This is a genomic window from Natronorubrum sediminis, assembly GCF_900108095.1.
GTDB lineage: Archaea > Halobacteriota > Halobacteria > Halobacteriales > Natrialbaceae > Natronorubrum > Natronorubrum sediminis.
In genome coordinates, this window is sequence record NZ_FNWL01000001.1 from 385,392 (window position 1) to 409,203 (window position 23,812).

Annotated in this window: 21 protein-coding genes, 1 other RNA gene and 1 pseudogene; 12 read left to right on the plus strand and 11 right to left on the minus strand. The window is 53.5% G+C overall.

Going from position 1 to position 23,812, the window contains the following annotated elements:
- Positions 1-155: 155 nt before the first annotated feature.
- The 3 genes from BLW62_RS01925 to BLW62_RS01935 all read left to right on the plus strand — a co-directional run bounded on the left by BLW62_RS01925 (position 156) and on the right by BLW62_RS01935 (position 4,193).
- Positions 156-839 (plus strand): DUF8102 family protein, encoded by a 684-nt coding sequence (locus tag BLW62_RS01925; RefSeq protein WP_090504419.1) that lies wholly within the window; start codon positions 156-158, stop codon positions 837-839.
- On the plus strand, positions 836-1,171 hold the full coding sequence (locus BLW62_RS01930; RefSeq protein WP_090504422.1) for a hypothetical protein: 336 nt from the start codon (positions 836-838) through the stop codon (positions 1,169-1,171). Before BLW62_RS01925 ends, BLW62_RS01930 begins: the two co-directional genes overlap by 4 nt.
- 211 nt (positions 1,172-1,382) lie before the next feature.
- A complete protein-coding gene (locus BLW62_RS01935) occupies positions 1,383-4,193 on the plus strand; it encodes a TrlF family AAA-like ATPase (protein WP_090504425.1) in 2,811 nt (936 codons plus the stop codon).
- 522 nt (positions 4,194-4,715) lie between these two features.
- Here the strand turns inward: BLW62_RS01935 and BLW62_RS01945 are convergent.
- From BLW62_RS01945 to BLW62_RS01970, 7 genes and pseudogenes are all read right to left on the minus strand, one after another.
- Entirely contained in the window at positions 4,716-4,970 is a 255-nt protein-coding gene (locus BLW62_RS01945; protein ID WP_090504431.1) for a hypothetical protein, read from the minus strand.
- A gap of 227 nt (positions 4,971-5,197) precedes the next feature.
- Entirely contained in the window at positions 5,198-7,246 is a 2,049-nt protein-coding gene (locus BLW62_RS01950) for an AAA family ATPase (protein WP_090504434.1), read from the minus strand.
- Positions 7,239-8,186, minus strand: coding sequence for a hypothetical protein (locus BLW62_RS01955; RefSeq protein ID WP_139305365.1), 948 nt, complete (start codon positions 8,184-8,186; stop codon positions 7,239-7,241). The genes BLW62_RS01950 and BLW62_RS01955 overlap by 8 nt, the downstream gene beginning before the upstream one ends.
- Entirely contained in the window at positions 8,171-8,638 is a 468-nt protein-coding gene (locus tag BLW62_RS01960; protein WP_139305366.1) for a hypothetical protein, read from the minus strand. The genes BLW62_RS01955 and BLW62_RS01960 overlap by 16 nt, the downstream gene beginning before the upstream one ends.
- 19 nt (positions 8,639-8,657) lie before the next feature.
- Positions 8,658-9,200: a hypothetical protein gene (locus BLW62_RS18260; protein WP_139305367.1), complete on the minus strand. Its 543-nt coding sequence runs from the start codon at positions 9,198-9,200 to the stop codon at positions 8,658-8,660.
- Positions 9,201-9,733: 533 nt separating this feature from the next.
- Positions 9,734-10,075: pseudogene (locus tag BLW62_RS18905) on the minus strand (IS5/IS1182 family transposase); the annotation flags it as partial.
- A 77-nt stretch (positions 10,076-10,152) separates the two neighbouring features.
- Complete coding sequence (locus BLW62_RS01970) at positions 10,153-11,163, minus strand: tyrosine-type recombinase/integrase (protein WP_090504445.1); 1,011 nt, start codon at positions 11,161-11,163, stop codon at positions 10,153-10,155.
- A gap of 406 nt (positions 11,164-11,569) precedes the next feature.
- Here BLW62_RS01970 and BLW62_RS01980 point away from each other — a divergent pair, with 406 nt between their 5' ends.
- Together BLW62_RS01980 and BLW62_RS01985 are read left to right on the plus strand one after the other, a co-directional pair.
- Positions 11,570-12,661 carry an enolase-like domain-containing protein gene (locus BLW62_RS01980; protein ID WP_090504451.1) on the plus strand — a complete coding sequence of 364 codons (1,092 nt, stop codon included), beginning with the start codon at positions 11,570-11,572 and terminating at the stop codon, positions 12,659-12,661.
- Positions 12,662-12,897: 236 nt separating this feature from the next.
- Complete coding sequence (locus BLW62_RS01985; RefSeq protein ID WP_090504454.1) at positions 12,898-13,551, plus strand: hypothetical protein; 654 nt, start codon at positions 12,898-12,900, stop codon at positions 13,549-13,551.
- A gap of 63 nt (positions 13,552-13,614) precedes the next feature.
- On the opposite strand, the gene BLW62_RS01990 is transcribed toward BLW62_RS01985, so the two are convergent.
- On the minus strand, positions 13,615-15,126 hold the full coding sequence (locus tag BLW62_RS01990; RefSeq protein ID WP_090504457.1) for an aldehyde dehydrogenase family protein: 1,512 nt from the start codon (positions 15,124-15,126) through the stop codon (positions 13,615-13,617).
- A 205-nt stretch (positions 15,127-15,331) separates the two neighbouring features.
- Here BLW62_RS01990 and BLW62_RS01995 point away from each other — a divergent pair, with 205 nt between their 5' ends.
- A complete protein-coding gene (locus BLW62_RS01995; protein ID WP_090504460.1) occupies positions 15,332-15,568 on the plus strand; it encodes a hypothetical protein in 237 nt (78 codons plus the stop codon).
- 170 nt (positions 15,569-15,738) lie between these two features.
- Here BLW62_RS01995 and BLW62_RS02000 read toward each other — a convergent pair whose 3' ends face one another.
- A complete protein-coding gene (locus tag BLW62_RS02000) occupies positions 15,739-15,954 on the minus strand; it encodes a hypothetical protein (protein WP_090506379.1) in 216 nt (71 codons plus the stop codon).
- A gap of 275 nt (positions 15,955-16,229) precedes the next feature.
- Here BLW62_RS02000 and BLW62_RS02005 point away from each other — a divergent pair, with 275 nt between their 5' ends.
- The 4 genes from BLW62_RS02005 (at position 16,230) to BLW62_RS02020 (ending at position 19,997) form a co-directional block, all read left to right on the plus strand.
- Positions 16,230-17,912, plus strand: coding sequence for a potassium channel family protein (locus BLW62_RS02005; protein ID WP_342706740.1), 1,683 nt, complete (start codon positions 16,230-16,232; stop codon positions 17,910-17,912).
- Positions 17,913-17,966: 54 nt separating this feature from the next.
- Positions 17,967-18,668, plus strand: coding sequence for a DUF2270 domain-containing protein (locus BLW62_RS02010; protein WP_090504466.1), 702 nt, complete (start codon positions 17,967-17,969; stop codon positions 18,666-18,668).
- A 96-nt stretch (positions 18,669-18,764) separates the two neighbouring features.
- An RNA gene (gene ffs / locus BLW62_RS02015) (signal recognition particle sRNA) lies at positions 18,765-19,076 on the plus strand.
- Positions 19,077-19,202: 126 nt separating this feature from the next.
- Entirely contained in the window at positions 19,203-19,997 is a 795-nt protein-coding gene (locus tag BLW62_RS02020) for a LolA family protein (RefSeq protein ID WP_090504469.1), read from the plus strand.
- Between the two features lie 193 nt (positions 19,998-20,190).
- Here the strand turns inward: BLW62_RS02020 and BLW62_RS02025 are convergent, their stop codons facing one another.
- Positions 20,191-20,439 (minus strand): YhbY family RNA-binding protein, encoded by a 249-nt coding sequence (locus tag BLW62_RS02025; RefSeq protein WP_076578431.1) that lies wholly within the window; start codon positions 20,437-20,439, stop codon positions 20,191-20,193.
- A 90-nt stretch (positions 20,440-20,529) separates the two neighbouring features.
- Positions 20,530-20,808, minus strand: coding sequence for a ribonuclease P protein component 4 (locus BLW62_RS02030; RefSeq protein WP_090504470.1), 279 nt, complete (start codon positions 20,806-20,808; stop codon positions 20,530-20,532).
- Between the two features lie 224 nt (positions 20,809-21,032).
- Between BLW62_RS02030 and BLW62_RS02035 the strand changes: the two genes are divergently transcribed.
- Together BLW62_RS02035 and BLW62_RS02040 are read left to right on the plus strand one after the other, a co-directional pair.
- Entirely contained in the window at positions 21,033-22,898 is a 1,866-nt protein-coding gene (locus BLW62_RS02035) for an ABC transporter substrate-binding protein (protein ID WP_090504472.1), read from the plus strand.
- Positions 22,898-23,719 carry a phosphatase PAP2 family protein gene (locus BLW62_RS02040; protein ID WP_090504475.1) on the plus strand — a complete coding sequence of 274 codons (822 nt, stop codon included), beginning with the start codon at positions 22,898-22,900 and terminating at the stop codon, positions 23,717-23,719. Before BLW62_RS02035 ends, BLW62_RS02040 begins: the two co-directional genes overlap by 1 nt.
- The last annotated feature ends 93 nt before the right edge of the window (positions 23,720-23,812 follow it).

The window sequence follows — 23,812 nt, forward strand, 5'->3', positions numbered from 1 at the left end:
TGCGGTCGATCAGTGCTGATGCGGTGATTCATCGCATAGAAGGCTTACTGTGGAACCTGCAGATCGCCACTTAGGAGGTTTCTAACGTACAAATCAGCCCATATCAGTGGTTGGCAACAGTCTTTATATGTGTCGTAAGTCAGTTCTAGGCTAAGATGTCAGAAAATGAAACCAGGGGGATTCTGACGCCTGCTGATAAAGAATGGTTGCGAGGCGAGACGGAGTATGAGCACCGCCAATCCGAGGCCAAACGCCGCCAAGAAATCCGAGAACGCGTTTCTGCTGCGCTAGAAGATTTTGCTATGCTTGTCGATCATTGGTCTGCAACAGAACGTCAGAAGGCCCTCAAAGAGATCAACCGTGAGAAAATCGCTACTGATACGATCGAATTTCTGTATCTTGGACTCAATGGATACGCTTCCGATGCAGAAGAGATGACCGGTGAGAATGCAACTGATCGCGCATTAGCGTTTAGACGGGCCTTGAGTAACGGCATTCGGAATGGAAAGGAACATTTCGATAATGCACCAGATCACGTTCTGATCGACTCGAATACAGAATTATTTGAAATACCCTCAGTAGGGGATCTACAGCGCGCTATCGATACCGGTCAATGGCGAGATGCAAATGATCACGTTCGAGGTGCTTTCGATGAGCCTGACGATGCTGTCATAGAGAAGGAACAGGCAGCAAAACAGTTCCATATGGACCTTCATTTGGCTATCGAACGTGAGTTATATTCGCGTCGGCAGCGTGCCAGATCAGAGATCAAGCGGCACGATACAATGGTTGGCTCTGCAGGTCTGTTGAGCGATCACAAGACGGAGGCCGACAAATGACAACAAGTGCAACCGGTGAAGAGGGGTATCATCGGGTATTGGTGGTTATCTCGGAACATCCGCAGAAACCTCTACTTGGTAATATCGTAGCACTACAAAGTTCGAACGAAGAGGAAATTGATAGCAGCATACTCCATTCGGTGGTTGACGACGCTAAAGAGCGTTTTGAGATTGAGGAGTACGCTACTGAGCTCTACCTGGGGATATTATATGTTAATGATGAGACTGCTGAAGCTGTAGGCGTGTGTTGGGAAGATTCTCCGAAGCCCTACAACCATGATGACTTTGAGGAACCTGTTGACGACCTCCCTGACGATTTAGTACAAGTGTGATTATAGATTGATAGGGAGATAACATACCCTTCAGGTCAAACTGATAGCGGTCTGCCACAGGTTTCAGTTCCTCGCAACTCAGAGATCTCTAGGTGCCCCATCCAGGAAGTTCCTATCATTAACTCTTTAGTTCCAACGATCAAGATATACTCAGTTACGCGATTTACCAGAGCCCGATAGTTTGATTGTATGCCAAAATAACTAGAGTCCTATGACCCTAGACCGCGGATCTAAGTGGCGGAAATGGGACTTGCACGTTCATACGCCAGAGTCATTTGAGGAACATTATGGGTTTGACGGCGAAGAAGAGGTGGAAAAATATGATGGAAACCACTGGAAGAAATATCTTGACGAATTGGAGTCGGTGACTGACGACATAGCAGCCCTTGGTATAACTGACTATATGTCGGTTGATGGGTATGAAAAAATTATAGAGGAACGGGAAAACGGACGATTAGAACAAATTGACTTGGTTCTTCCTAATATCGAATTTCGGCTTGATGACCTCGTAGTCGAGAATAATAGTGGCGATACTACTCGCATAAACGCTCACGTTATATTCAGCGACAAGTTTTCGCCTGAGACTATCCGAGAGAGGTTCCTCCATCGGCTTGAATTTGAAAATCAAAACGGCGAGAGTCTCCCCCTGAGCAAAGGGAGCTTGAACACACTAGGGGGACAGCATATAGAGTCCAACCCGGAAGAAAATCACCTATCTCCGTATGTAGCCGGTTGCAAAATTGTCACAATCTCCTTTGATGATATTCTTGACAAACTTGACACCAAAAAATTTCGGAATGATCATATGGTCGTTTTGGCGACTGAAGGATGGGACGATGTTAACTGGAATTCTCAGGGTCATTTGACCAAAGAGCGCCTATTTAGAGAGTCAGATGCCTTGTTCAGCAGTAATGAGGGTCGCAGGGAATGGGCTCTCGGAATCACGGATGGCGTAGAAGAGTTCGAGAGGTCCTTTGGCAAACCAACACCATGTTTGTGGGGTTCAGACGCACATTCATATGATCGGTTATGCGAACCTGATGAAGAAAGATACTGCTGGGTAAAAGCTGACCCAACCTTTGAGGGACTAAAACAGGTGATTCACGAACCCAAACGAAGAGTTCGTATTCAAAGTGATTCTCCACGTGATTTCACCCCAATCCATACGCTTGATGAGCTTTCTATAGAAAACGGTATAGTTGATTCACAGTTGCGAATTGAAGAAGAGTCGATTCCACTGAACCGTGACCTCTCGGCTGTAATCGGCGGCAAGGGTGCCGGAAAGACAGCTCTCCTTGACATGATTGCGACCAATTTCGAAGATAGATGGGATAGGGACAAAGAGAAAGGGGAACCTCCATCTGACCGAAATTCATTTATACAGCGGATTCAGGACAAGGAACCAGACATAAAAACAAAGCTGAGCTTCGTTGGAGAGGATGTTGATGAGTTCTCTAAACAAGTGAGTGATGAAACTGTGTTTGAATCCGCAGATCTAGTTTATTTGCCGCAGGGGAAGATTGAGGAATATTGTAGGAATGAAGATAGGCTACATAACCGCATTATTGCCTTGGTCGAAAGAGAAGTACAACGAACTGACCCTGAGATGGTTAATCGTTTGGATCAACTTCGCACAACAACCGAAGAAATAGTTGAGAATTTCCGTACTATCACCTCAAATATTTATGACCTCAACCCTTCCAAGCTGAACAAAGAGAAGGAATCCCTACAAAGCAGAAAAAAGAGGCTCGGCGGTGACTTGCAATCCAAAAAGGCCGAGATATCCAACTTTGAGGAGAAACACGCTGATGTATTAGAAGACGATGAAGCGACTGACCTTCGGAACGAACTCGGAAAACTGCAAGAAGAGATCGAACAAATTGAGGATGCTGAAAAGATTACCGAATCCGTCCAAGAAAAGGTATCTAGGCTCTCAGACATAAATACACAACTGAGAAAGCTCGAAGGCCTATTGGAGGAGATTGACGAAGGCGAAAACCTCCCTCGTATCTCTATTCAAAAGGTAAAGACGGAGATTGAGAAAAATCAGGAGAGACTCCAGACTCAGGTCAACCGTAAGCGGGCACGGCAAGATGAGATTGAGGAAGCTCTCGAAGAAATGAATGATATTCAACAAGAGTATTCAGACCTTCTGGTCGAGAAAACAACAATTGCAGACAAGATTAGTGATACTAAAAGAGAGTTAGATGAGATTGGGGCCAAATTAGAACAGATAGAGGACCTCAGGGAGGAACGAGAGTCCTTATTCGTCGAATATATACAGAAGTTTGACGAAGTTCGAAATCAATATCAAACGATTATCGATCAATTTGAATCAGACTCATCTGAGATTTTAAGCGATATCTCTTTTGAACCCGCAATTAAGGCGAGAGAAAATTTGGAGACCCGTCTTGAACGACATATCGATATGCGTCGAGTTGATGAAGACCGCCTGCCGAATGTCGTGAATAAACTCACAGACGCTATTGAGGCAGATACCCAAGCTCGCAGGAAGGAACTATCCAGAGAGTTCCTAAACAAGACACAGAATCTCACCGAGAAGATGCTAAGCGGGACGAAGGAATTTGAGTACGAAACCACTGTGTTTGACGATCATCTGTCCCTGGTCGAGAAGATTTATTTCCGAGATTCACCTATGCCAAACCTGTCTCTCGGGCAGAAAGGGACTGTGTTGCTGAAGATACTATTGGCTGAGGAGGATACGCCACTTATTATCGATCAACCTGAAGAGAACCTCGATAACGAATTTATTTATGAAACTCTAGTTGGCGCTTTCCGAGATGCCAAACTAACACGGCAGGTGATTATCGCTACTCATAATGCCAATTTAGTCGTCAACACTGATGCTGAACAGGTTATTGTTGCAAACTATGACAATAATACTATCGGATTTGAGTCTGGCTCTCTTGAGAATCCCGACATTAGGGAGCGGGTTACGACCATCTTAGAAGGCGGGGAAGAAGCTTTCCGTAGACGAGAGGAGCGATACGAAATTGGCTAATTCGTTCCAAGGCAAGAATCCTACTCTCACAATCCAGTCTCGCCGGTGAGAGACAGTGAACGAGTTGCGTCGTCCAGAACATCTTCCGAGAGCGCAACGAACCGCTGTCCTGCCTTACCGTTCTTCAATGGTGCCCTATCCTCTGAAAGATGGATGATTTCGAGTACCTGGTTCCCAGAATCGTAATTGGCACAATTCAGTGCGTGGACTGCATCGACTCGCAGCATTGTATGCCACATCATTTGAGACGACCGATTTTGGCCACCTCACGCCTAAATGTCGGTTCGTTCGACGCTCGAATTATAGCTTGCAGCGCCCATAGATTTGGCGTTAAGAATCGTCCGATAGACCAAGGATTACCGATTAAACGGGCAGACTCGTTGCTTTCGTTCGATCACCAAACATTCGATCGCTGAGGGGAATCTTATGTCAAAAGGTCCAGCTTGATTGGCTACCGATAGACTTGCAATGACTATGAGTGAAGTCAGCCGGGTGGTGAGAAACTCAACCGGCCTACCCCTCTCAACGGATAGCGTCTATGAACTCGGTAACTGGTTCAATATACACTTCATTATCATTGGCCGAGTATTTTACGTACCACGCGCCAGGGACTGATCCGTCGCCGGTCCCAGTGTCGTATACTGCGTACTCGCGGAATATGTTCTCAATTGTTACTTCACTATGAAGCTGATGCCGGTAAACGGTTTTCGTCACGAGCTCGGTCATGGGGGTTGTTATCTTGTAATACAATCTCTGCGGAAATAGTAAATCACTCATTGACGATCAGCGACACAACAATGCCCTTCATCTATGTAGTATGGCGAGGGCGTGCTTTGAACTGAAACTCGACTGGTGCACACCAGACGACAAAGATCACTACAAGAACACCAATTTAATACTACCGGGCGGTCTTATGAAAGACAAATTCCGGTCGGCCCTAAACCGGTTTAGACACGAAATGAAGTACTACATATAAACTATGCGCCGAAAAATCAATTTAATTTCTATTCTCTCACTTCGATATAGTCTACAACTGCGGACAAATCATACCTTTGCTTGAGTCTTTTTTGATCGGCAAGGTTCGAATCTGCCATCGCAACAATTATCTGACATTCATCAAGAACCTCAGTCATCTCCAAAAGGAAATCCGTGATATCTGGAGCGTTCTCATCATCCTGACCGTTTCCATAAGGAGAATCAATCAACACCAACTTCAACGGAAGCGTGCTACTTTCCTCCTGTAACTCTGCAAGCACAGCGACATGGAACAGAAGCATATGCAGAGTTAGTTCTGCGTTCGTCTCTTCAAGGAGCTCTGGCTTCGACTCCGTTTGACCAGTTGTATGGACTGTGTACTTGTAAGAGTCGTCTTCTCTGAATGTCACTCCGGTCGCTGTCTCAAATGTTCCACGGGTGAATACCTTCAACAGGGAATTCATTCTCTGCCTCAATCGATTCTGAACTCGTCTCCTAGCCTCTTTCTGCTCTCGTGTAATCAGATCTTGGAACGCTTCTAGGGCCTTCTGCCGCTGCTCTTTCTGAATCCTCCCCTTGTTTAATTGCTTCCACCGCCACACGTCACGGGCAACCTCATGAAGCTTTTCACGTCTCGCCTCAATACGGAGTTCAATCTTTCTACTCTGCTCTCTCAACTGAGTGATCTCGTTCTTCAAAGCTTCCTTCCGCCGTTTGTATTCGGAGAACTTCGACTCTTCTTCTATCTTTCCTAGTTCTTGGAGTCGCTGCTTCTTTTCTTCAATCTCATCGTTCAGGAACTCAATTTCACCTTTGACCTGTCGCTTTCTGCCCTCAAGCTCTTCCAATTCCTCATGACGTCTCTCCTTCTCATCGACTCCACCCTCTTCTTCCACCTCAGACACTGTATCGTAACGTTTTGGCGGGATATCTTCCCCGCAAAGCGGACAGTCGCCTTCTTCGTGGAACTGCTCGTGTTTGCTTGGACTAATCGAAGTTGTGCATATCGGGCAGTGATTCGGGACAGCAACAAGTTGCTTCATTTCCTGAAGAGCTGGAGCAACTTCTTCCGTCACCGCCTCACTCTCAACCTTCGAGATTGCCTGCTTAATTGAGCCAAACTCTTCCTGCTTCTCATCGCGTCGCGTTTGAAGGTCAGAAATATCGTCTTTGATATCGATTTTCTCTGATAAAATTACACTAACCTCTCCCTTGTTTTCAATCAGGTGGGAGAGGTCTTCTCTCTCCTTCGTCTTCTCCGAAATCTCTTTTTCAGTCTCTTCCTGATCAACCTGAAGACTTTGTATCTCTTCGTGAAGTTTATATGCACGTTGCACTCGTTCCCGCAGTAATCCCTTCGCCTTCTTCTCTTCTTTGTCAAGTTTGCAGTCTTCGAGTTCTTCCTTGATTTTACGTACGACGTTCGTCACTGTGATCCCAAACAGGACATCTATCAAATCGGTGGCGTCATCACAATTATAGAAGCTCCGCAACTCACCAGTGATGACACTGTGTAATGAGAAGACGTCGAACTCGTCAAAACCACGTTCGTAAAGCGGAGTATACCCGATCAAGTTGTTCACATCACTCTGCGTCTGCCGTTGAGAGATGGGGACCTCGTTTTCGCTAGGGTTCTTAACAATATTGGGTTCATGATGACCTTTGTACCCCCCGGTGTTTTCCATCTCTCGATGGATTTTATACTCAACATCCCCCTTTGACCAGTAGCTGTCTGTCTCTAACTTACCGTAGTTTTCGTGAATCGGGTCCGTAACAAGCGGATTGTCGTCATCTCGACCGATTAGATTAAACCTGGTTGCCTCAATGAAACTACTCTTCCCTTTTGAATTCTTCCCATGAATGATCGTATTCTGGTTATTGATTGGGAGATCCAGATCCGTAATCGCTCTGAACGCTCGGATCTGCATGTGTTGCAGCAGAACCGGAGACTCATCGAAATCGAGGTTAGTATACCGACTGTCCAAGACATCAATAAACTCGTCTTCATACTCTTCATCGATCTCGTCTTCTTCCCGAATCGACTTACGAATCTCACTTTTTATGTTGTCTTCAGGCATCGCTCAGACCCTCCTGAGTCGTTTCAGTACGCCACAACTCATTGTCATACTTCACTTGCCTGCCACGAATCAAAAGCTTTCGATCATCGGCATTACGTACATCCTCGATATCATTGACGTAGTTGTGAAATTCCTCTATGGACATTGGCCCGAACTCTTCGATGACCGCGTTGATTGCACTCTCCCATTCGGAAAGGACATCAGTATCTAAATCAGCCATCATTTCGGAGAACCGACCCATCATCACTCTCCCCGAAGCACCTAGAGATATTTCGAGGCGAGTGTGTTGCTCAGTGATCTCCGGCGTGGATTCTCCCTGCACCAACTTTTCATCGATCAGATCTGATGCATACAAACGGTATGTGTCATCCCTGAGGTTTTTCGAGTATGGACCTGACTTTCTTTTCCGGTACGTATACCGAAACCCAGTTTTCTCTAGTTTCCCGTGGTCATACGGTGCTGTGTCCCGCTCCGCTCGTTCTTGTTTGACCAGTCGTCGATTTACAAGGTATACTAGTTTCTGAAGCCTGTACCGACTATCGACCAAGCCCTTCTCTGACTGGTCTGAGTACTGTTTTATCAGCTTCAACAGCATCGTCAAATCCAGAAGTTCGTTTATTGAATATTCGATTACATTCCATTGCTGGTAGACTTCGTCGTACGGAATCTGCTTTGTTTCAAACTGTTCGATTACAGTGGGATCTATCCCTGATCGCTCTAAGAAACCGAGAAGTTGAGGATCGGAGAAAACGTTGTTCTCCAAGTGTTGTAAATACCTCTCGTCGAAATGGGTTAGATTAGTATCCGGAACCGAGGACAATTCATGTGCAAGGTTAATGAACAGGTTCTCTTGGGTTCTTGACAGTTCGAGCCACTCGGCAACTCGTTCTATCGCTTTGTGATGTGTTTCTTTACCAACCATTGTTAGTTGTGCACGCATTGATAGACCTGTTTCTCCCACTCCAACACCCAATTCTTCGCAGGGTCACCCTTACACTCTGGACAAATTCTTTTAAAATACCGTTCTGCTTTTTCAAGAACATCGTCAATACAGGTTGCGGTCTCTATAGAGCGCTGCAGATTCTTTGCTCGTTTCCCAGGACTGTTGTAGTTCGAATCTTGGAGTAAGATAACAATTTCTGAGCCTTTTGGGATTGAGTTTCCTTTCAGATATACCCTGAAGTCCGTTTCGAATACTATATTGAAGTCAACAAAAATGAGGCTATTGGGTGCAATCTCATCAATTTCATCTACTTTCTCACGATTGAAGTAGTGAAACGTCGCTGAAAGCTCGTTCATCTCATGAATACCTTCGTCTCTAATATGCTCGCAATCCTCCAGTTGTTGAATCAAACCAGAAACTGGCTCCCCAAAGCAGTTATCCGAGTCCATGAGAAATATGACCGTCTCATTATGTGGCCATACATCCGTTACTGATTCTGGTTTCTTCATTGTTGGAAATTCTTTGTAATCTACTTATGATTGACTCGAAGTCATTTGCCAGTCTTCTTAACTCTTGTTGCTGAGGAGATCGGGATCGGTCAATAATCTCTGCTTGTGGGATTTCTGGATAGGTGCGGAAAGCTTCAGTCCAATCTTTCATATTACGAGATAGTTGACGCCCCTCTTCAGTGAAGGACTCATCAAGAATATCAGCACACTCCTCAATAGAGTCAACTAACGATTCGAAATTCCCTGTCTGCTTGATAGGTGCTTTGCTGCTATCTTCGATATTTGACCGCAAACTCTGTATCGACCGGATTTCGTTTTCCAGATCTACACGGTTTCTTGGTGTGTCAATTTCGACTCTGTCCAAGAATAACAGAATCAAAAATCCAAAGATCGATCCTATACTAACCCCAAGAACTGCTTCGTCTAACCCTACCACAACCGAGGTATTCATCAAAAAGGTGTGGAGCAAGTATCCGATTCCTGTCCCAACCAATCCAATCATAATATATCCGGACGCGATAAATGGTGGAACATAACGTTGGTGGAGGAACGGCGAATAGGATGTATGAGCAATTCTCCACGAGAAAAAGAATGTTCCCAATATGGCTATTACTCCGAAAATTGGGATCAATGTGAGAAAGGGAGATCTTGGCGAAATTTTAATGAAACCGCTTGCAGCGAATTGCAGCGAACCCAATACGAATAGACCTTCCAATATGATTGCGATGAGTAATCGACGAGGTAAAACACCGTATGTAAATAAGGAGAGTAACCGAGAGAATTTCGAATTAGTCATCCATCTCAATTAGAAACTGACTGCTTGCCTTATAATGCTTTTCCAGAGATTTAACAAAACATGGATAAGATTGGAATGTCTAAGCAGTTGAACCGTGTTTATTAAGATAACATCGCCCATTGATCGAGAGGAAGACAAAGGTCATCATGGTCGTATCGCTCGTGACATTCAAGCGTGAGTGTCAAGTGTTGGTCGTATCTACGTCAAGAAACTTGTTTAGATGCGTGAGATTGGTGGTATCAGAGCCTCACAGCTTGCTCGATGTTTCTGACGGCAGTCTTTAGGACGAACTCTCTGAACTCCCCAACCCACGTTCTCACCTGCAACGTCTCGTCGAACCTATGTTTCAAGATGAAGAAGATCGGCTCGACAATCGACAGACGGTGATACACGCCATCGTCGTGATGAGTGTTGTACTCTTTGTCGAGTGCATAGAACTAACGATGTTTGATCACCAGGCGGATGCCAGCGTCCCTGAGTTCGCACCAGAGCGCGTCTCAGTCGTAGCTTTAGCCAGCGAAAATCGTGTACAGCTGGTTTAAACACCTCGTCAGGGTCTGTTACCCGACCTGTGTCTCGTGAAAACATTGTTCGCGCTGTCTATTCACCAAGCCCTCTGAAACCAATCCTGAAAAGAGGGTTTAACAAGGTCAGGAGGTCAGAGATCAGTCAGGTATTCCCGGCGCTGTTCCATTTTCACCTCTTCTGAGCGAGAATCGTAGTGCATCGATAGCACCTTTTCCGAGACATTCGCACGGCCCTCAACCGCCTTCATCGGCCAATCTTCCGAGAGCGCGTGCGTGATTCCGCCACGTCGGAGAGCATGAGGGCTCACCGAAGACGGACACTCCGAAGCGCCGTCATAGCCCGCCGCTGAACACTCATCGACCTCGCGCCCGTGCGGGCACTCTCTTGTCGGGACACATGGGCGAGTGTACCGATAGCAGTCGCCGCGAAGGGTAGTCGTGTGGGCGCGCCCTTCCGGCGTTGTCACGAGGGGCTCTCGGCTGTGTTTGTCGGTAACTGCCGGTCGTTGGTGTTTGATCCAGTCGTCCAGCACCTCACAGACGTCTTCAGAGAGTGCGACGAACCGTTCTCCTGTCTCTCCATTCTTCAATGGCGTTCCAGTCTCTGGTCGGTGGATGACTTCGAGTGCTTGGTTCGATGGATCGTAGTCGACACAATCCAACGCGTGAATCGCACCGACTCGTAGCATTGTGTGCCACATTAATTCCAACGCGACGTGGGGCCGAGACGCGTACTCGTATTTCCGCAAATATTCCAAGATCTGTTTGGCTCGCTCTGAGTCCAACATTACGCTCCGGATGTTGTCGTTGCCAGTCAGCGTCGGGGACAGCACCTTTGCGTGCAAATCCTGTTCGACGCCATCGATCGATTCCAGCCACTTGATGAACACGCGCAATGTGTCCATCTGGGTTTTCTCGGTGGCTGGTGCAAGATCGCCTTCGACGCGTCGGCAAATGCGGAACTCGTGGAGCTGGCGGCCTGATAGCTCGTTCAGGTTTTTGATTTCTTTTTGGTTGCACCACCGGATGAAGTGGCCCAGTCGTGAACGATGTGAATAGATCGTTGCCTGGGTTACACTGTTTTCACGGTCGGCTAAATACAGTTCAAGTGCGTGTTCGGGGTCGATTGGTTCGAGACTCATTAGTCGTATCCACGCGAGTCCCCGTCAGAACCACCGTTTTGAGACGGCCGATTTCGGCAGCCTCACGCCTCAAAGGTCGAGTCGTTCGACAGTCGAACCGGAGCCTGCAGCGCCCATGATTTTGCGACGAACGAACGTGAGGAGTAAATCATGTCCGCGAGGATTTGAATCAGGGAGCAGCTGTGCTGCGACCGTGGTTCATAATCCTGCAGCGCCCATGTTTCTGTCGCGAACAAAACCGTGAGCGACAGAACTGGATCGCGAAGGATTTGAACGAGACGAGACGCAGCGCGAACGTCGTGAGCGACCGTCTCGGCGTGGTTCATAATCCTGCAGCGCCTACGTTTTCACGACGTTCGAACCCCGTTTTGGTATAAGTGACTGGGTGACGTACTACCGTCAGAGTATGCTTTACGACGATGTTTCTGGGCTCAGCGTCGACATCGATGGGTACGCCCTCCAGCGTAACGAGCGAGCGACGTCGAGTGGCTTCGACCGGGTGACAACCACCGTCGTGTTACACGGCGGCGACGAGACCGGAACCGGCGAGGACGTTACGTACGACAGCGAAGTCCACGACGCGCTGCAGAACGCGCCCGAGGAGTTCTCCATAACCGGTCAGTACACCCTCGAGGAGTTCTCGACGCACTTGTCGACACAAGCGTTGTTTCTCGGTACCGAACCGGATCAATCGATCTTTCGAAAGTACCGACAGTGGGCGTTCGAAAGCGCCGCGCTTGACCTCGCCTTGAAACAAGCTGAAACGATGCTCGCCGAGCGTCTCGGTCGGGAGTATCGTCCCGTCAGGTTCGTCGTGAGCACGCGTCTGGACGAGCCACCGACGGGTGACCGAATCCTCGACTGGCTCGAGCAAGATCCAACTCTCGAGTTCAAACTCGATCCGACGTCGGAGTGGACGGACGACACCGTCTCCCGGCTGGCCGAAACCGACGCCGTTCGCGTGCTCGACCTCAAGGGTCAGTACCACGGGACGACCGTCGACCAACCAGCCGATCCGGAGCTTTACGAGCGCGTTATCGACGGTTTTCCGGAGGCCCTCATCGAAGATCCGGCGCTGACCGACGAGACGCGGCCGGTATTCGAGGGACACGAAGACAGCGTGACGTGGGACTATCCGATCCGAAGCGTCGAAACCGTCGAGGACCTTCCGTGGGAGCCGACGTGGCTCAATATCAAGCCGTCGCGCTTTGGCTCGCTTCGAGCGCTGTTCGACACGCTCGAGTACTGTGAAAACAACGACATACGGATGTACGGTGGCGGTCAGTTCGAACTCGGCGTCGGCCGTGAACACCTCCACGCCATCGCGTCGCTGTTCTATCCGGAGTCGCCGAACGATATCGCACCGAAGGAGTACAACGAGCCGGAACCGAGCGACGACCTTCCCTCGAGTCCGCTTGCCCCGCCGTCGAGCACTCGCGGACTCGCGTGGAAGTACGCGGAACCATCCTCACCAGAACCTGCCGAACACGATACCTAAACAGAACCGTCCTCACACGATACGCAGACCGCCCCAATACGTCACCACGAATCGGACCCAACCGTTCACGCCGGTGAATGACCGTCTTTCAGTGACATTATGGTAAACGTCATTATCGTTCGCACCTCGTGCAGCGAAAATCACCCTCCGGTAGCGTCGTCGTACTCTACGCCATAACAGATCGAGTGACACTAACGAGAACTTATTTGTTATGGCAGTTACATGCTGCAATCAGTATGGCAACGATCAATACGGTTCTTATCTCCACATCGTGGATTAAGTCTCTCGTCGGACGTTCAGACGACGAATCTGAATCGAACGACGTACTGTCGGCAGTCGATACCCGAATGGGGTTCTATGGCTCGCTCGAAGGTGCGGAAGTGATCGGTCGAAGCCCTCAGTCGTACGTCGAGGCGGGTGAGTCGGTGTCTTCGTACGTCGGAAAACAGGTGACACACAAACTCTCGGAGTACGGACTCGAGGAAATCGAACCCGAGGAGTGGTATTCACTCGCTATTCCGCTCGCAATGTTGTACGACATGCGAGACGAGTACGGTGGTGTCAGAATGCGAAACATGGGTCAAAACGTCCCCGAGCACGTCGAATTCCCGCCGGAACTCACCGAGGTCGAGAACGCGTTGCACGCGATCGATCAGGCCTATCAACAGAATCACCGCGGTGACGAAATTGGCTTCTACGAGTTCGAGCTGGACGGCTCCAACGGGGGTATCATGACCTGTGAGACGCCGTATCCCTGCGAGTTCGATAAAGGACTCATCATGGGTGTCGCGGAGAAGTTCACGGACAATCACGTCGACGTGGAGGAGATCGGAGAACAGTGTCGAGAAGCTGATGGACAGCGCTGTACGTATCGCGTCGAGTGGATCTAACCCGCTTCGAATCTACTGTTTTCTCAGCGCCCGTTGGTTTCGGTTGTCAGGGCCCCGGTCGACTCAGTACGGATACTCGCGAGGTTCGCGCTGGACGGAGATCCACTTCAACGTCGTCAGAGTGTCCATAATCCACTCGTCGTTGTACCGCCCCATCCCCGACGCGCCGACGCCGCCGAACGCGACGTGGGGCTCGTCGTTCAACGGCTGGTCGTTGATGTGGACCATTCCGGTCTCGAGGGCGTCGGCGACGTCGCGGGCTCGCGCGACGTCACTCGAGTGAACCGAGCCCGACAGCCCGTACTCGGTATCGTTGGCGAGGCGGATTGCCTCCTCGTCGGTTTCGAAGGGGATCACCGGTGCGACCGGTCCGAAGTGTTCGTTGCACGCTACCGGCATGTCGCTGGTGACTCCCGAAAGCACCGTGGGCTCGACGAACAGGCCGTCGTGGTCGCCACCGGCTTCGGCTGTCGCACCGCGCTCGATCGATTTCTCGACGAATCCAACGATTTTGTCCCGCTGACTCTCATTGATGACCGGCCCCACGAGCGCTCCCTCCTCGAGTGGGTGACCGATGGGGAGCTGTTCGGCACGCTCGGCGAGGCCAGCAACGTACTCGTTGTAGAGCGATTCGTGGACGAGGTGGCGGTTGATCGAGATGCACTCCTGACCCTGATGGGTGAACGAGCCGAACGCGCCGGCGTCGATGGCCCGCTCGAGGTCGGCGTCCTCGAGGACGATGTGAGCGTTGTTGCCGCCGAGTTCCAGTGCGGGCTCCGTGAACGCGCCGACGGCGCGCTGGCCGACGCCGCGGCCGACTTCGGAGGAACCGGTAAAGGACATCACCGAGGGAACCGAGTGACCCGAAAAGTGGTCGCCGATTTCGTGGCCGTTGCCGGGGACGACGTTCAAGACGCCGTCGGGGAGGCCGGCCTCTTTGAAGATCTTCGCGAGCACGAGCCCGCCCGTGATAGGGGTGTGTTCGTCGGGTTTGAGGACGACGCTGTTGCCCAGTGCGAGGGCAGGGGCGACGACGCGACTCGAGAGGTACAGCGGGAAGTTCCATGGCGTGATGACGCCGACGACGCCCGCTGGCTCGCGAACGAGGAAATTCTCTTTGCCCGGCGTGACCGACTCCTTGCGTCGGCCGCCGTCGCGCATGGCCAATCCGGCGCCGACGTCCATCGTCCCCTGTGCGAGTTGGATTTCGAAGCCGGTTTTCAACTGCACGCCACCACACTCGAGGGCGAACAGCGTCGCGAGGTCGTCGGCGTACTCGCCGAGGAGTCGGGAAGCTTCGGAGACGATGGCAGCGCGTTCTTGCGGGGGATACTCGGCCCACTCCGATTGGGCGTCGTCGGCGATGGCGTACGCCTCGTCGACGTCGGCTTCGGTCGCAGCGGGGACCGTAGTCAGCGTCTCCCGAGTCGCCGGATTTTCGACGTCGATGAGGGCGCGCTCGTCCGCTGGGACCCACTCCCCATCGAGGTACAAGCCGCTCCATCCGCGTTCGGGCGCGATCTCGAGGTCGTCGACGTCGATCCGATCGGCAGAGGAATTATCTACGTCTGTCATACTCGGTACTTCTTTGGAATCTGCTTATGTATTTGGTTCCGACATTCACCTCCGATAATCGGACGCAGGCTCCCCAATAGAACGTCTCAATTATAGGAGCACTACGAATCGGTGAGTGATCACGAGACGTCGTACCTCGAGCGATAGGTCACTTCCCTACCAATCCGGCGCAAAGGCGATATCATCTCGCCACGAGGATGAATACATGGGGTCGCCAACCGAACAACTATGGGTCAGTCCGCGGGTCAAACGCGAACTCGAGGTTCGGAAACGACACGGTGAGTGCGACAACGACGTGCTCGAGCGACTGCTCGCCGAGACGACGGCCGGCAAGTTCGGAGACGGGTTCGGGCGGTGGTCGGCTGATCACGCCGAGTACGTTCGTGCGGGGCGAGAGACGATGGACGCGAAACGACTGCGGTGGGAACGCGAGAGCAGGTGAACGGTGGTTCGCGCGGTCGGAGTTACGTGGACGTGAAACGTAAAGCGACGAACCATATTCGCGTTCGTTGTCCGTGTCTGCCTCCGGCTACCGATGGGTCACTTCGTGGGTAGGTTTCTCACAAAAACGAGAGCGTTCGTACTCGAAAAGACTCGAGTAACTATGGTCGATCAATCCGACGGCCGCGGAATCGCCGCGCCGCCTGCCTCTGATGGATCGCTCTCGGTTGGAGCCTCCACCCGCCGGAAATCGCCGTCTCCGCAGGTACACTCCTCGGAGACGCCGATGGGTCTAATCGTCCCGTCGGGCTGTTGCTCGGAGACGAACACCGATTCACAGGCGCGACACACTGCAACGATCCTCGTCACCGATTCTGATTGGCTCATCATCAAAGATGACGCGACGGATAGGGATCACCATTGTTCCAATGTGTGTTGGCTCCTCCGACTGAATCGCCACGTGTTCACCACCAACGTTCGGGGCGCCAGTCCGCTCGAGCCCCATCCAGGTCTCCGCCGAAACTTCGGCCTCGTTCCCTCGTGTTCGATGCGTGCCTTGCACAGGCCCCACCAAGAACGATACTCCGGTGACACGTACTCTGTGTGGATCTCATGGTCGATGCCGAGTCCACGAACGGTGGCGAATGGGTCGACGAGCGTCGGTGCGGACCAGCCAACACAGAGCAGTGACGGGGTTGAGCTACCGACTCGTCGTTTACGCCGGTTCGTTCGTCGTGCTCACAGTCATCTACGCGATCGGATACCAGTGGGGAATGGCGACGCTCGAGGGCGAAAGTCGGTCGTGGTACCACGCACTCGAGGTGGTCATTCAGTCCATGACAACGACGGGGTACGGACAGGATGCGCCGTGGGAAACGCTCGAAATGACGGCGTTCATGGTCCTTATTCAGTCGACCGGAATTGCCTACATCTTCGTGGCGGTGCCGTTGTTCTTCGTGCCGTGGCTCCAGACGCTCGTCGAACCGACGCCACCGTCGGACGTCGCGGAACTCGACGATCACGTCGTCGTGGTTGGATACACGCCCCTTTGTGAGTCTCTCGTGGACGAACTTCGAGCGAGCGGGACCGACTACGTCGTCCTCGAGGCCGACGAAGAGCGCGCCCAGTCGCTCTACGAGGACGGCCTCGTCGTCTTGCACGGTGATCCGGCTTCGGAAGCGACGCTCGAAGATGCACAGGTCGACGACGCGCTCGCGGTCGTCGTCGACGCCTCGGAGACCGAACACATCAGCTCGGTCATCGAACTCACCCGTCGCGACGAGGAGCCGCGGGTGCTCGCGCTCGTCGTCGATCCCGAGGATTCTCGGTACTTGCGCTATGCCGGGGTTGAGGAAGTCATCTCACCGAAACACCGGCTCGGAAAAGCGCTCGGCGACAAAGTCAGACCGGTCGTCGACATCGACCTCGAGGACGCCGCTGAAACCGACGCCACGTCGACTGCCGAGTTTGACGAGGATCTTCGTCTGCGCGAATTCCCACTCGACGATACCAGCGAGTTCTACGGGGAGCCACTCTCGAACTGCAGGCGACTCGAGTCCGTGGGCGTGACGATCCTCGGCGCGTGGGTGCGCGGCGACTTCCTTCGATCCCTGCCGGCCGACGTGCACGTCGACGAGAACACTACTCTATTGATCGCCGGGACGCCGGACACGCTCGAGTCCGTTACTGCAGAAACCGATCTACGCGGGTCGTCGTACCGACCCCAGCGCGAACCGGTCGTCGTCGCCGGAACCGGAACGGTCGGCGCGTCCGTCATCGGCACGCTCGCTCGCTCCGATATCGACACCACCGTTCTCGATATCCACGACGGCGATATCGTCGATGTCGTCGGCGACGCAACGACGGAAGACGGACTGCTCGCAGCGGGTGTCCGCGACGCCGGAACGTTGATTCTCGCGCTCGGCGACGATATCACGACACTCCTCGCGACATTGGTCGCTCGCGAACTCAACCCCGACCTCGAGATTCTCGCGGGCGTCGCTCGGACGGGAAACGTCGTCCGACTCCGCGATGCCGGGGCAAACTACACGCTCGGCCTGTCGAACGTCGCCGGTCGTATGCTCGCGCTCCGAATCTTCGAGTACGAGACGATGACGTTCAGCGACCAACTTCAAATTCGAACCGTCGAGATTGCTGCGTCACTCGACGGGTCACTCGAGGGCGAAACGATCGGACAACAGACCGGCTGTGTCGTGATTGCACTCGAAGGCGACGGCGGCCTGCGTCCGACGCGCGAGGGAGAGTCGTTCGCACCAACCGATCGTCTCGTCGTCGCTGGGACCGAAGAGGAGATCGAACGGCTTCGAAAGCGAGTGGGGAGCTAACCACTGGCACGTCCCAGTAGAAGTGTGTTGTGTGTGGACATCGAACAAGTAAATATGGCCGACGGGGAAGCCGACTTCGATCCCGAAGAACCCGAGGAGAAAGAGATTGGCCGCGAAATGGTCGACGAAAGCACCGGCCTCGGCTCGGTCGCCGCCCACCTCTATCGAGGTGAGATGGAACGGACAGTCGAGTGGCGAAGCCGCCTCGATACGACGACGAACTGGGCGGTGACGGTGATGTCGGCCATCGTCGCCTACGCCTTCTCCGGCGAGGTCTCACACGCAGTCATCCTCGCTGGACTAATCATGGGAACCGTCTTCTTGTTCATCGAGGCGCGTCGGTTCCGCGATTACGACATCTGGCGCTCACGCGTCAGAGTCCTCCAGGAGAACCTCTTCGCGAACGCGCTCGATCCCTCCGAGGGAATCGAACGGGACGCGTGGCGCGAGGAACTGAGCGAGGACTATCGCGACCCCGAGAGCAAAATCAGCTACCGTGGTGCGTTTAGCCACCGGCTTCGACGGGTCTACCTCCCGTTGATGACAGCGATGTTACTCGGCTGGATTTTTCACATCTGGTCGTTCAACCCCGACGAACCGTTCCTCGAGAGCGCGGCCTTACCCGGTGTCGAGGGAACGACCGTCGTTGCCGCCGTTGCCGTCTACTACGTCACGTTGTTGGTGTTGGCCATCCCGCTGTCCTCGAAAGAACGGGGCGAATCCGGCAGCGCAGAACACGGCGACCTCGAGGAGTGAACCGGGCAATTGGTCTCCGTGTTCGGTGGCGCGTATCCCGACGCCTGCTTCGAAATTCGGGAGGCGAAAGACCCTTACGTCCCACTCGTCTACGTACGGGTGGATAGGTCGGGCAGTTTGGCCCTGCTCGTCACCCGCGCTATGGTCATTAGCGGGGACCGAACACCGCGGGCGTCCGGTCAGACCGACCGGGGCCTCGGGAGCCAACAGAGAAGCCTCGTCCGTCGGGGACAGCGGTCCACGGTGGCCGTCCGCAGGGACGTCCCAGCGTGGTTAGCCGGCGACAGCCCATCAGGCGCGGAAGCGAGCAGTGGACCGCCGGACACCTGTCGCTCGACGGGTTGCGGGGTGGAGAAGGCAACCGGGATTCCCCCGGTCGGAACGCCGGGCAATCGCGGCCTCCACATTCATACCGTATTCATCCTTCTCAGCGACGCTGCCCGTCGAATCAGCTGGGCTTCCTCGTCGTTGAATTTTTCGTGGACCCGACAGCAATGAAAACACTTAGGGCGTTTCTGTCGGTCCACTCACCCAATGGCGTCTCGTCGAGTCGCGGCCGCTGTCTGTGTACTCACCCTCATACTTACGCTGAGTGGGTGCGTTGCACTCGAGTCGATCTCATCTCAGGAATCGGAGGACCCAGCACCCGAGGACGTCTTCGAGGGTGCGTTCGTCCACAGCGACGACCTCGAGGACGTCGAGGGTATCGTCACGACGACAGTTACTGACGGGAACGAGACGATCGAAGAACGGGAGGATCGCGCTGAGCGTCCGTACGTCGAACAACGATCGGAAACCCTCGAGTCGACGGACGACGATCGCGAGGGCGAGGTCTACGTCTCGAACGAATCAATGTCGTGGTGGTACGACTCCGACGCGCAAGCGGCGACGTACTTCGAAAGCGACGAACCGTTCGACACTGACGAGGTGCGCGCGGACCGCGCTGAGATGGCCGACGAACAACGCGACCTGTACGACCTCGAGTACCAGGGGACGGAGACGATTGCGGATCGAGAGGCGCACGTCCTCGACGTCGAAGCGAAAGACGAGGCCGTCGAAGCGGGACTCTCGATCCTGGTCGGAGACACCGAGTACGTCTACGCACTCGAGACGGTCGATCCCGACGACGAACTCGACGTCGTCGAACAGACCATCTGGATCGACACCGAGTACGCGTTCCCGCTCAAAGAGCACCTGGTCGTCGACGACCCCGACGGCGACCGCCACGAACTCACCGAACGGTACGAAACGGTCTCGTTCAATCAGGACCTCGGCGACGAGACGTTCGACTTCGAGCCGCCGGCGAACACGACAGTTACGGCCTCGTAATTCGGAGTAGTCAGAAAGTTACGACAGCACTCTTCTCGCCCGTACGGACGGTCGACGGCGTTCGGGGACGACTCCTCGAGTAGTTTGAGTCCGACTCCTCGAGTGCGAAGTCGCCCTCGAGTCCGCGTCTCCGAAGCGCCGCTCGGCCGCGAGCAGTTTCTCCGATTGCATCGCCGAGCGTGCGGGGGAGGTGTTATCTGGCGATAACGGCGGTGTGTCCTCGGGTGTCGATCAACGTCGCGTTGACGCGCTCGGCCAGATCGGCTGCCTTTTCCTCGGTCGAACTCCCTGCACGGGCCGCACGGAGGAATTTGACCTTCACGAGCTGGCGGTCTGATAACTGGTCGTTGAGTTCATCGACGACTGACTCGAGTCCGCTTTTGCCGACCCAGACGGTGACGTCGACGTCGTGTGCTCGTTCTTTGAGCCGTTGTGTATCCATACCCCTGAATAACGACGCGAGCCGTTTCAATCTTCTCGATTGGGCTTTTCAAAACAGTGTAGCGCGAATGGCCCTACAGCGCACCCATCCTCACTCCTCGTAGGGGTACCTGGCGAGAGCGCCGCAGTCACAGGTAATCACGACGTGATCGTCCTGAAGCCTTACACGCGCGTTCACGCCCGGCCGGAGGTACGAATCGCACCGGTCACACGTGAACCGACGGAACTCTCGTGGCAACTCGAGTCGGTTTCGCTCTGCGACACGGCGTGCGAGACGGACGTACTTTCTGGCCCTGTCGTCTTCGCGGTTCGCCGCCGCTTCTCGAGCCAGTTTGTGGAGTCGCTCGAGTCGTTCGGCAGCGATATCCATACCTCATCTTTCGGGGGTTCACATATTGATGTTTTCTTCCAGTGGTCGCATTTCGGACACGGAACCCAGTTACTGACTGTCTACATCCTTGCCAACAAATAGCACATTCTCTGTAGTATGTCACAAAACAGCGTCCGATTGAAAACGTTTTTGACCCTTCCCTCTAGTCGAACACAGTACGAAATCTTGTTATATATCAACAGCAAAGAGGTGTAATAGACTGAATGAATCGCACTACAACTGATCCGGTTGACGGCGTTGACCGCCGGTCAGTACTCGCTGCAGGTGCGGCCGGGCTCTCGCTCTCGTTGAGTGGCTGTATCGACAACGTCCGGAGCGTCGTTACCGGCACAACCGACGATCAGCTCTCGCTCTCCATCGCGACGGTCCCCCAGGACGATAACAGGGAAATCATCCAGATCGCCCGCCACATCGAGTCGAATCTCCAAGCAGTCGGTATCGACGCAGATATTGAAATGCGATCGCGCACGGATTTCCTCGAGATGGTCCTCATCGAGCAAGATTACGATATGTACGTCGGCCTCCATCCTGCTGATTTCGACCCCGACTTTCTCTTCGAGGCGCTCCACTCGACGTACGCCGGTGAAGCCGGATGGCAGAACCCGTTTGGATACGCGACCGGCGAATACCTCTTCGACGATCTTCTGGAGGACCAGCGTCGGGCGGACGACGAACAAGAGCGACAAGAAATACTCACCGACCTGCTCGAGATGTTCGTCAGTGAAAAACCGTTCGAGCCGATCTGTCGGCCTCACGAGTTCCGGATTGGACGCGGCGACCGATTCGACGGGTGGCACGATGGCCACTTCGCCACCCAGCGTGGATATCTCGGTCTCGAGCCGACCGACAGTAACGACGACAACGAGTTAGCGGCGCTCATAACGGACTCGCGACCGACGCAGAACATCAACCCGCTCATGGCAGAAAACCGTGAACGGGAGACGATTATCGATCTGGTGTACGACTCTCTCGGAACCGTGATCGTCGAAGACGACGAAGACGGCGAGGACGGCGTCGACACCGACGACCACGTGGTCGAATATCGCGTCGAGCCGTGGCTCGCAGAGTGGGACTGGGAAACCGTCGAAGATGGAACGAACATTGCGCACGTCACGCTTCGAGAAGACGTCACGTTCCACAACCTCGAGGAGGACGATACGGGTGAACCCCTTACCGCCGAGGACGTCGAATTCACCTACCAACTCCTCGAGAACACGACGCTCGGACAGGGCAACACGTCACCAGCACCCCGCTATCAAGGTCACGTGAGCGCGGTCGACGTCGACGGTATCGAGATCGAAAACGAGTACGAACTTCGAATTCCCTTCCACACCAGTACGATGGTCGGCGAACGGGCGTTTACCGTCCCGATCTTACCGAAGCACATCTGGCTCGAGTACGAACTCGACGAGCGAATCGAATCGAGTGACGACTTCTCGGCACCGCAAGGTGAGTGGGGCCTCGTGACGAGCAGTGCGATCGAACCGGTGGGGAGCGGCCCCTACCAGTTCGCCGATCAATCCGATCAGAGTACCCTCACGCTCGAGCGATTCGACGATCACTTCTCGATCGGGTCGGACGAGGAAGACCTCCTCGAGCCGATCGTCGAAGAGATCACGTTCATGGCCGATACTGGCAGTGCGTCTTCGATCGATCGAATCGAAAGCGGTGGGGCCGACTTCACCGGGACGATGCTCGAGGCGTACGCGATCGACGACGTACCCGATGACGACAATATCGAGGCGATGCCGGCCTCCTCGTGGACGTTCTATCACCTCGGGTTCAATACGGGGCGCGCACCGTGTCACAACCCACAGTTCCGTCGAGCTGTTGCACAACTGATCGACAAGGCGTATCTCACCGAAGAAGTGTTCTACGACTATGCGGATCCGATAGCCGTCCCGGTAACTGACGAATGGGTCCCCGAGGAGTACGAGTGGAACGGCGGGGATCCCGTTACACCGTTTGCTGGTACCGATGGCGAGGTGAACGTCGAAGGTGCGTTGTCTGCGTTTGAATCGATCGGCTATCGGTACGATGCAGAAGAGGAGATTCTGAGGCGAAATTAATGCTCACAGAGGTCTTAGTGGGAATGGTACAGATCGTCGGCATCATGCTGGCGATTTCGATTGCGCTCTTTATCAGCCGCGAAGCACTCACAACGACGCTCGCACAGTTGCGGTCCCGGTTACAGATTACTGGGCCGGTCCTCGTCGTCTTGGGCATCGCGTTATTGATAAATCGAATGATGCGTCAAAGCGAGGAAGACGGCATCTTCCGAATGACGACAGCGATTCGGAATCTCGAGGGTGAGTTCATCCTCATCTTTCAGGATTTCGAGACGACGAGGCTGACGGCGTACTTCTCGTTCGTTTACGTCTACGGCTACGCCTACATGCTCATCTTCCCTGCTGTCGCGTACTTCGTCCTCTCGAATACGCGGATGTTCCGTCGGCTCCTGACAGCCTACACGCTCAATTACCTCATTGGACTCTCAGTGTACCTCCTCATCGCCGCCTACGGGCCGCGGCAGTTCTTCGGTGACGAAATGAACACGGTGCTCTACGATTTCGGTCCCGAGTACCAACACGTCACACAGGAGGTAAATCGGAACACGAACGTGTTCCCGTCGCTGCACACGTCTCTCGCCGCAACGGTCGGTATATTCGCGTTCTACACGCGCTCTGAGTACCCCTACTGGTTCGTCGTCGCGCTCATCCTCTCGATCAGTGTTATCATCTCGACGATGTACCTCGGCATTCACTGGGCAATTGACGTCGTTGCCGGCCTCGCACTCGCCGCGTTCTGTGTCTGGGTGTCGGATCAGGTCGTCGGACGGTGGACGCTCTCGGATATTGTCGATCGCACTCGAGAGACGCTCGACCGGTAGTCTCGCCCATTCTCGCTGGTACGGTGTTGGCTTCTGTTCGCTGACAAGGCATCGGGCCCAACGCAATACTGTTATACCACGGCCAGCCAACTG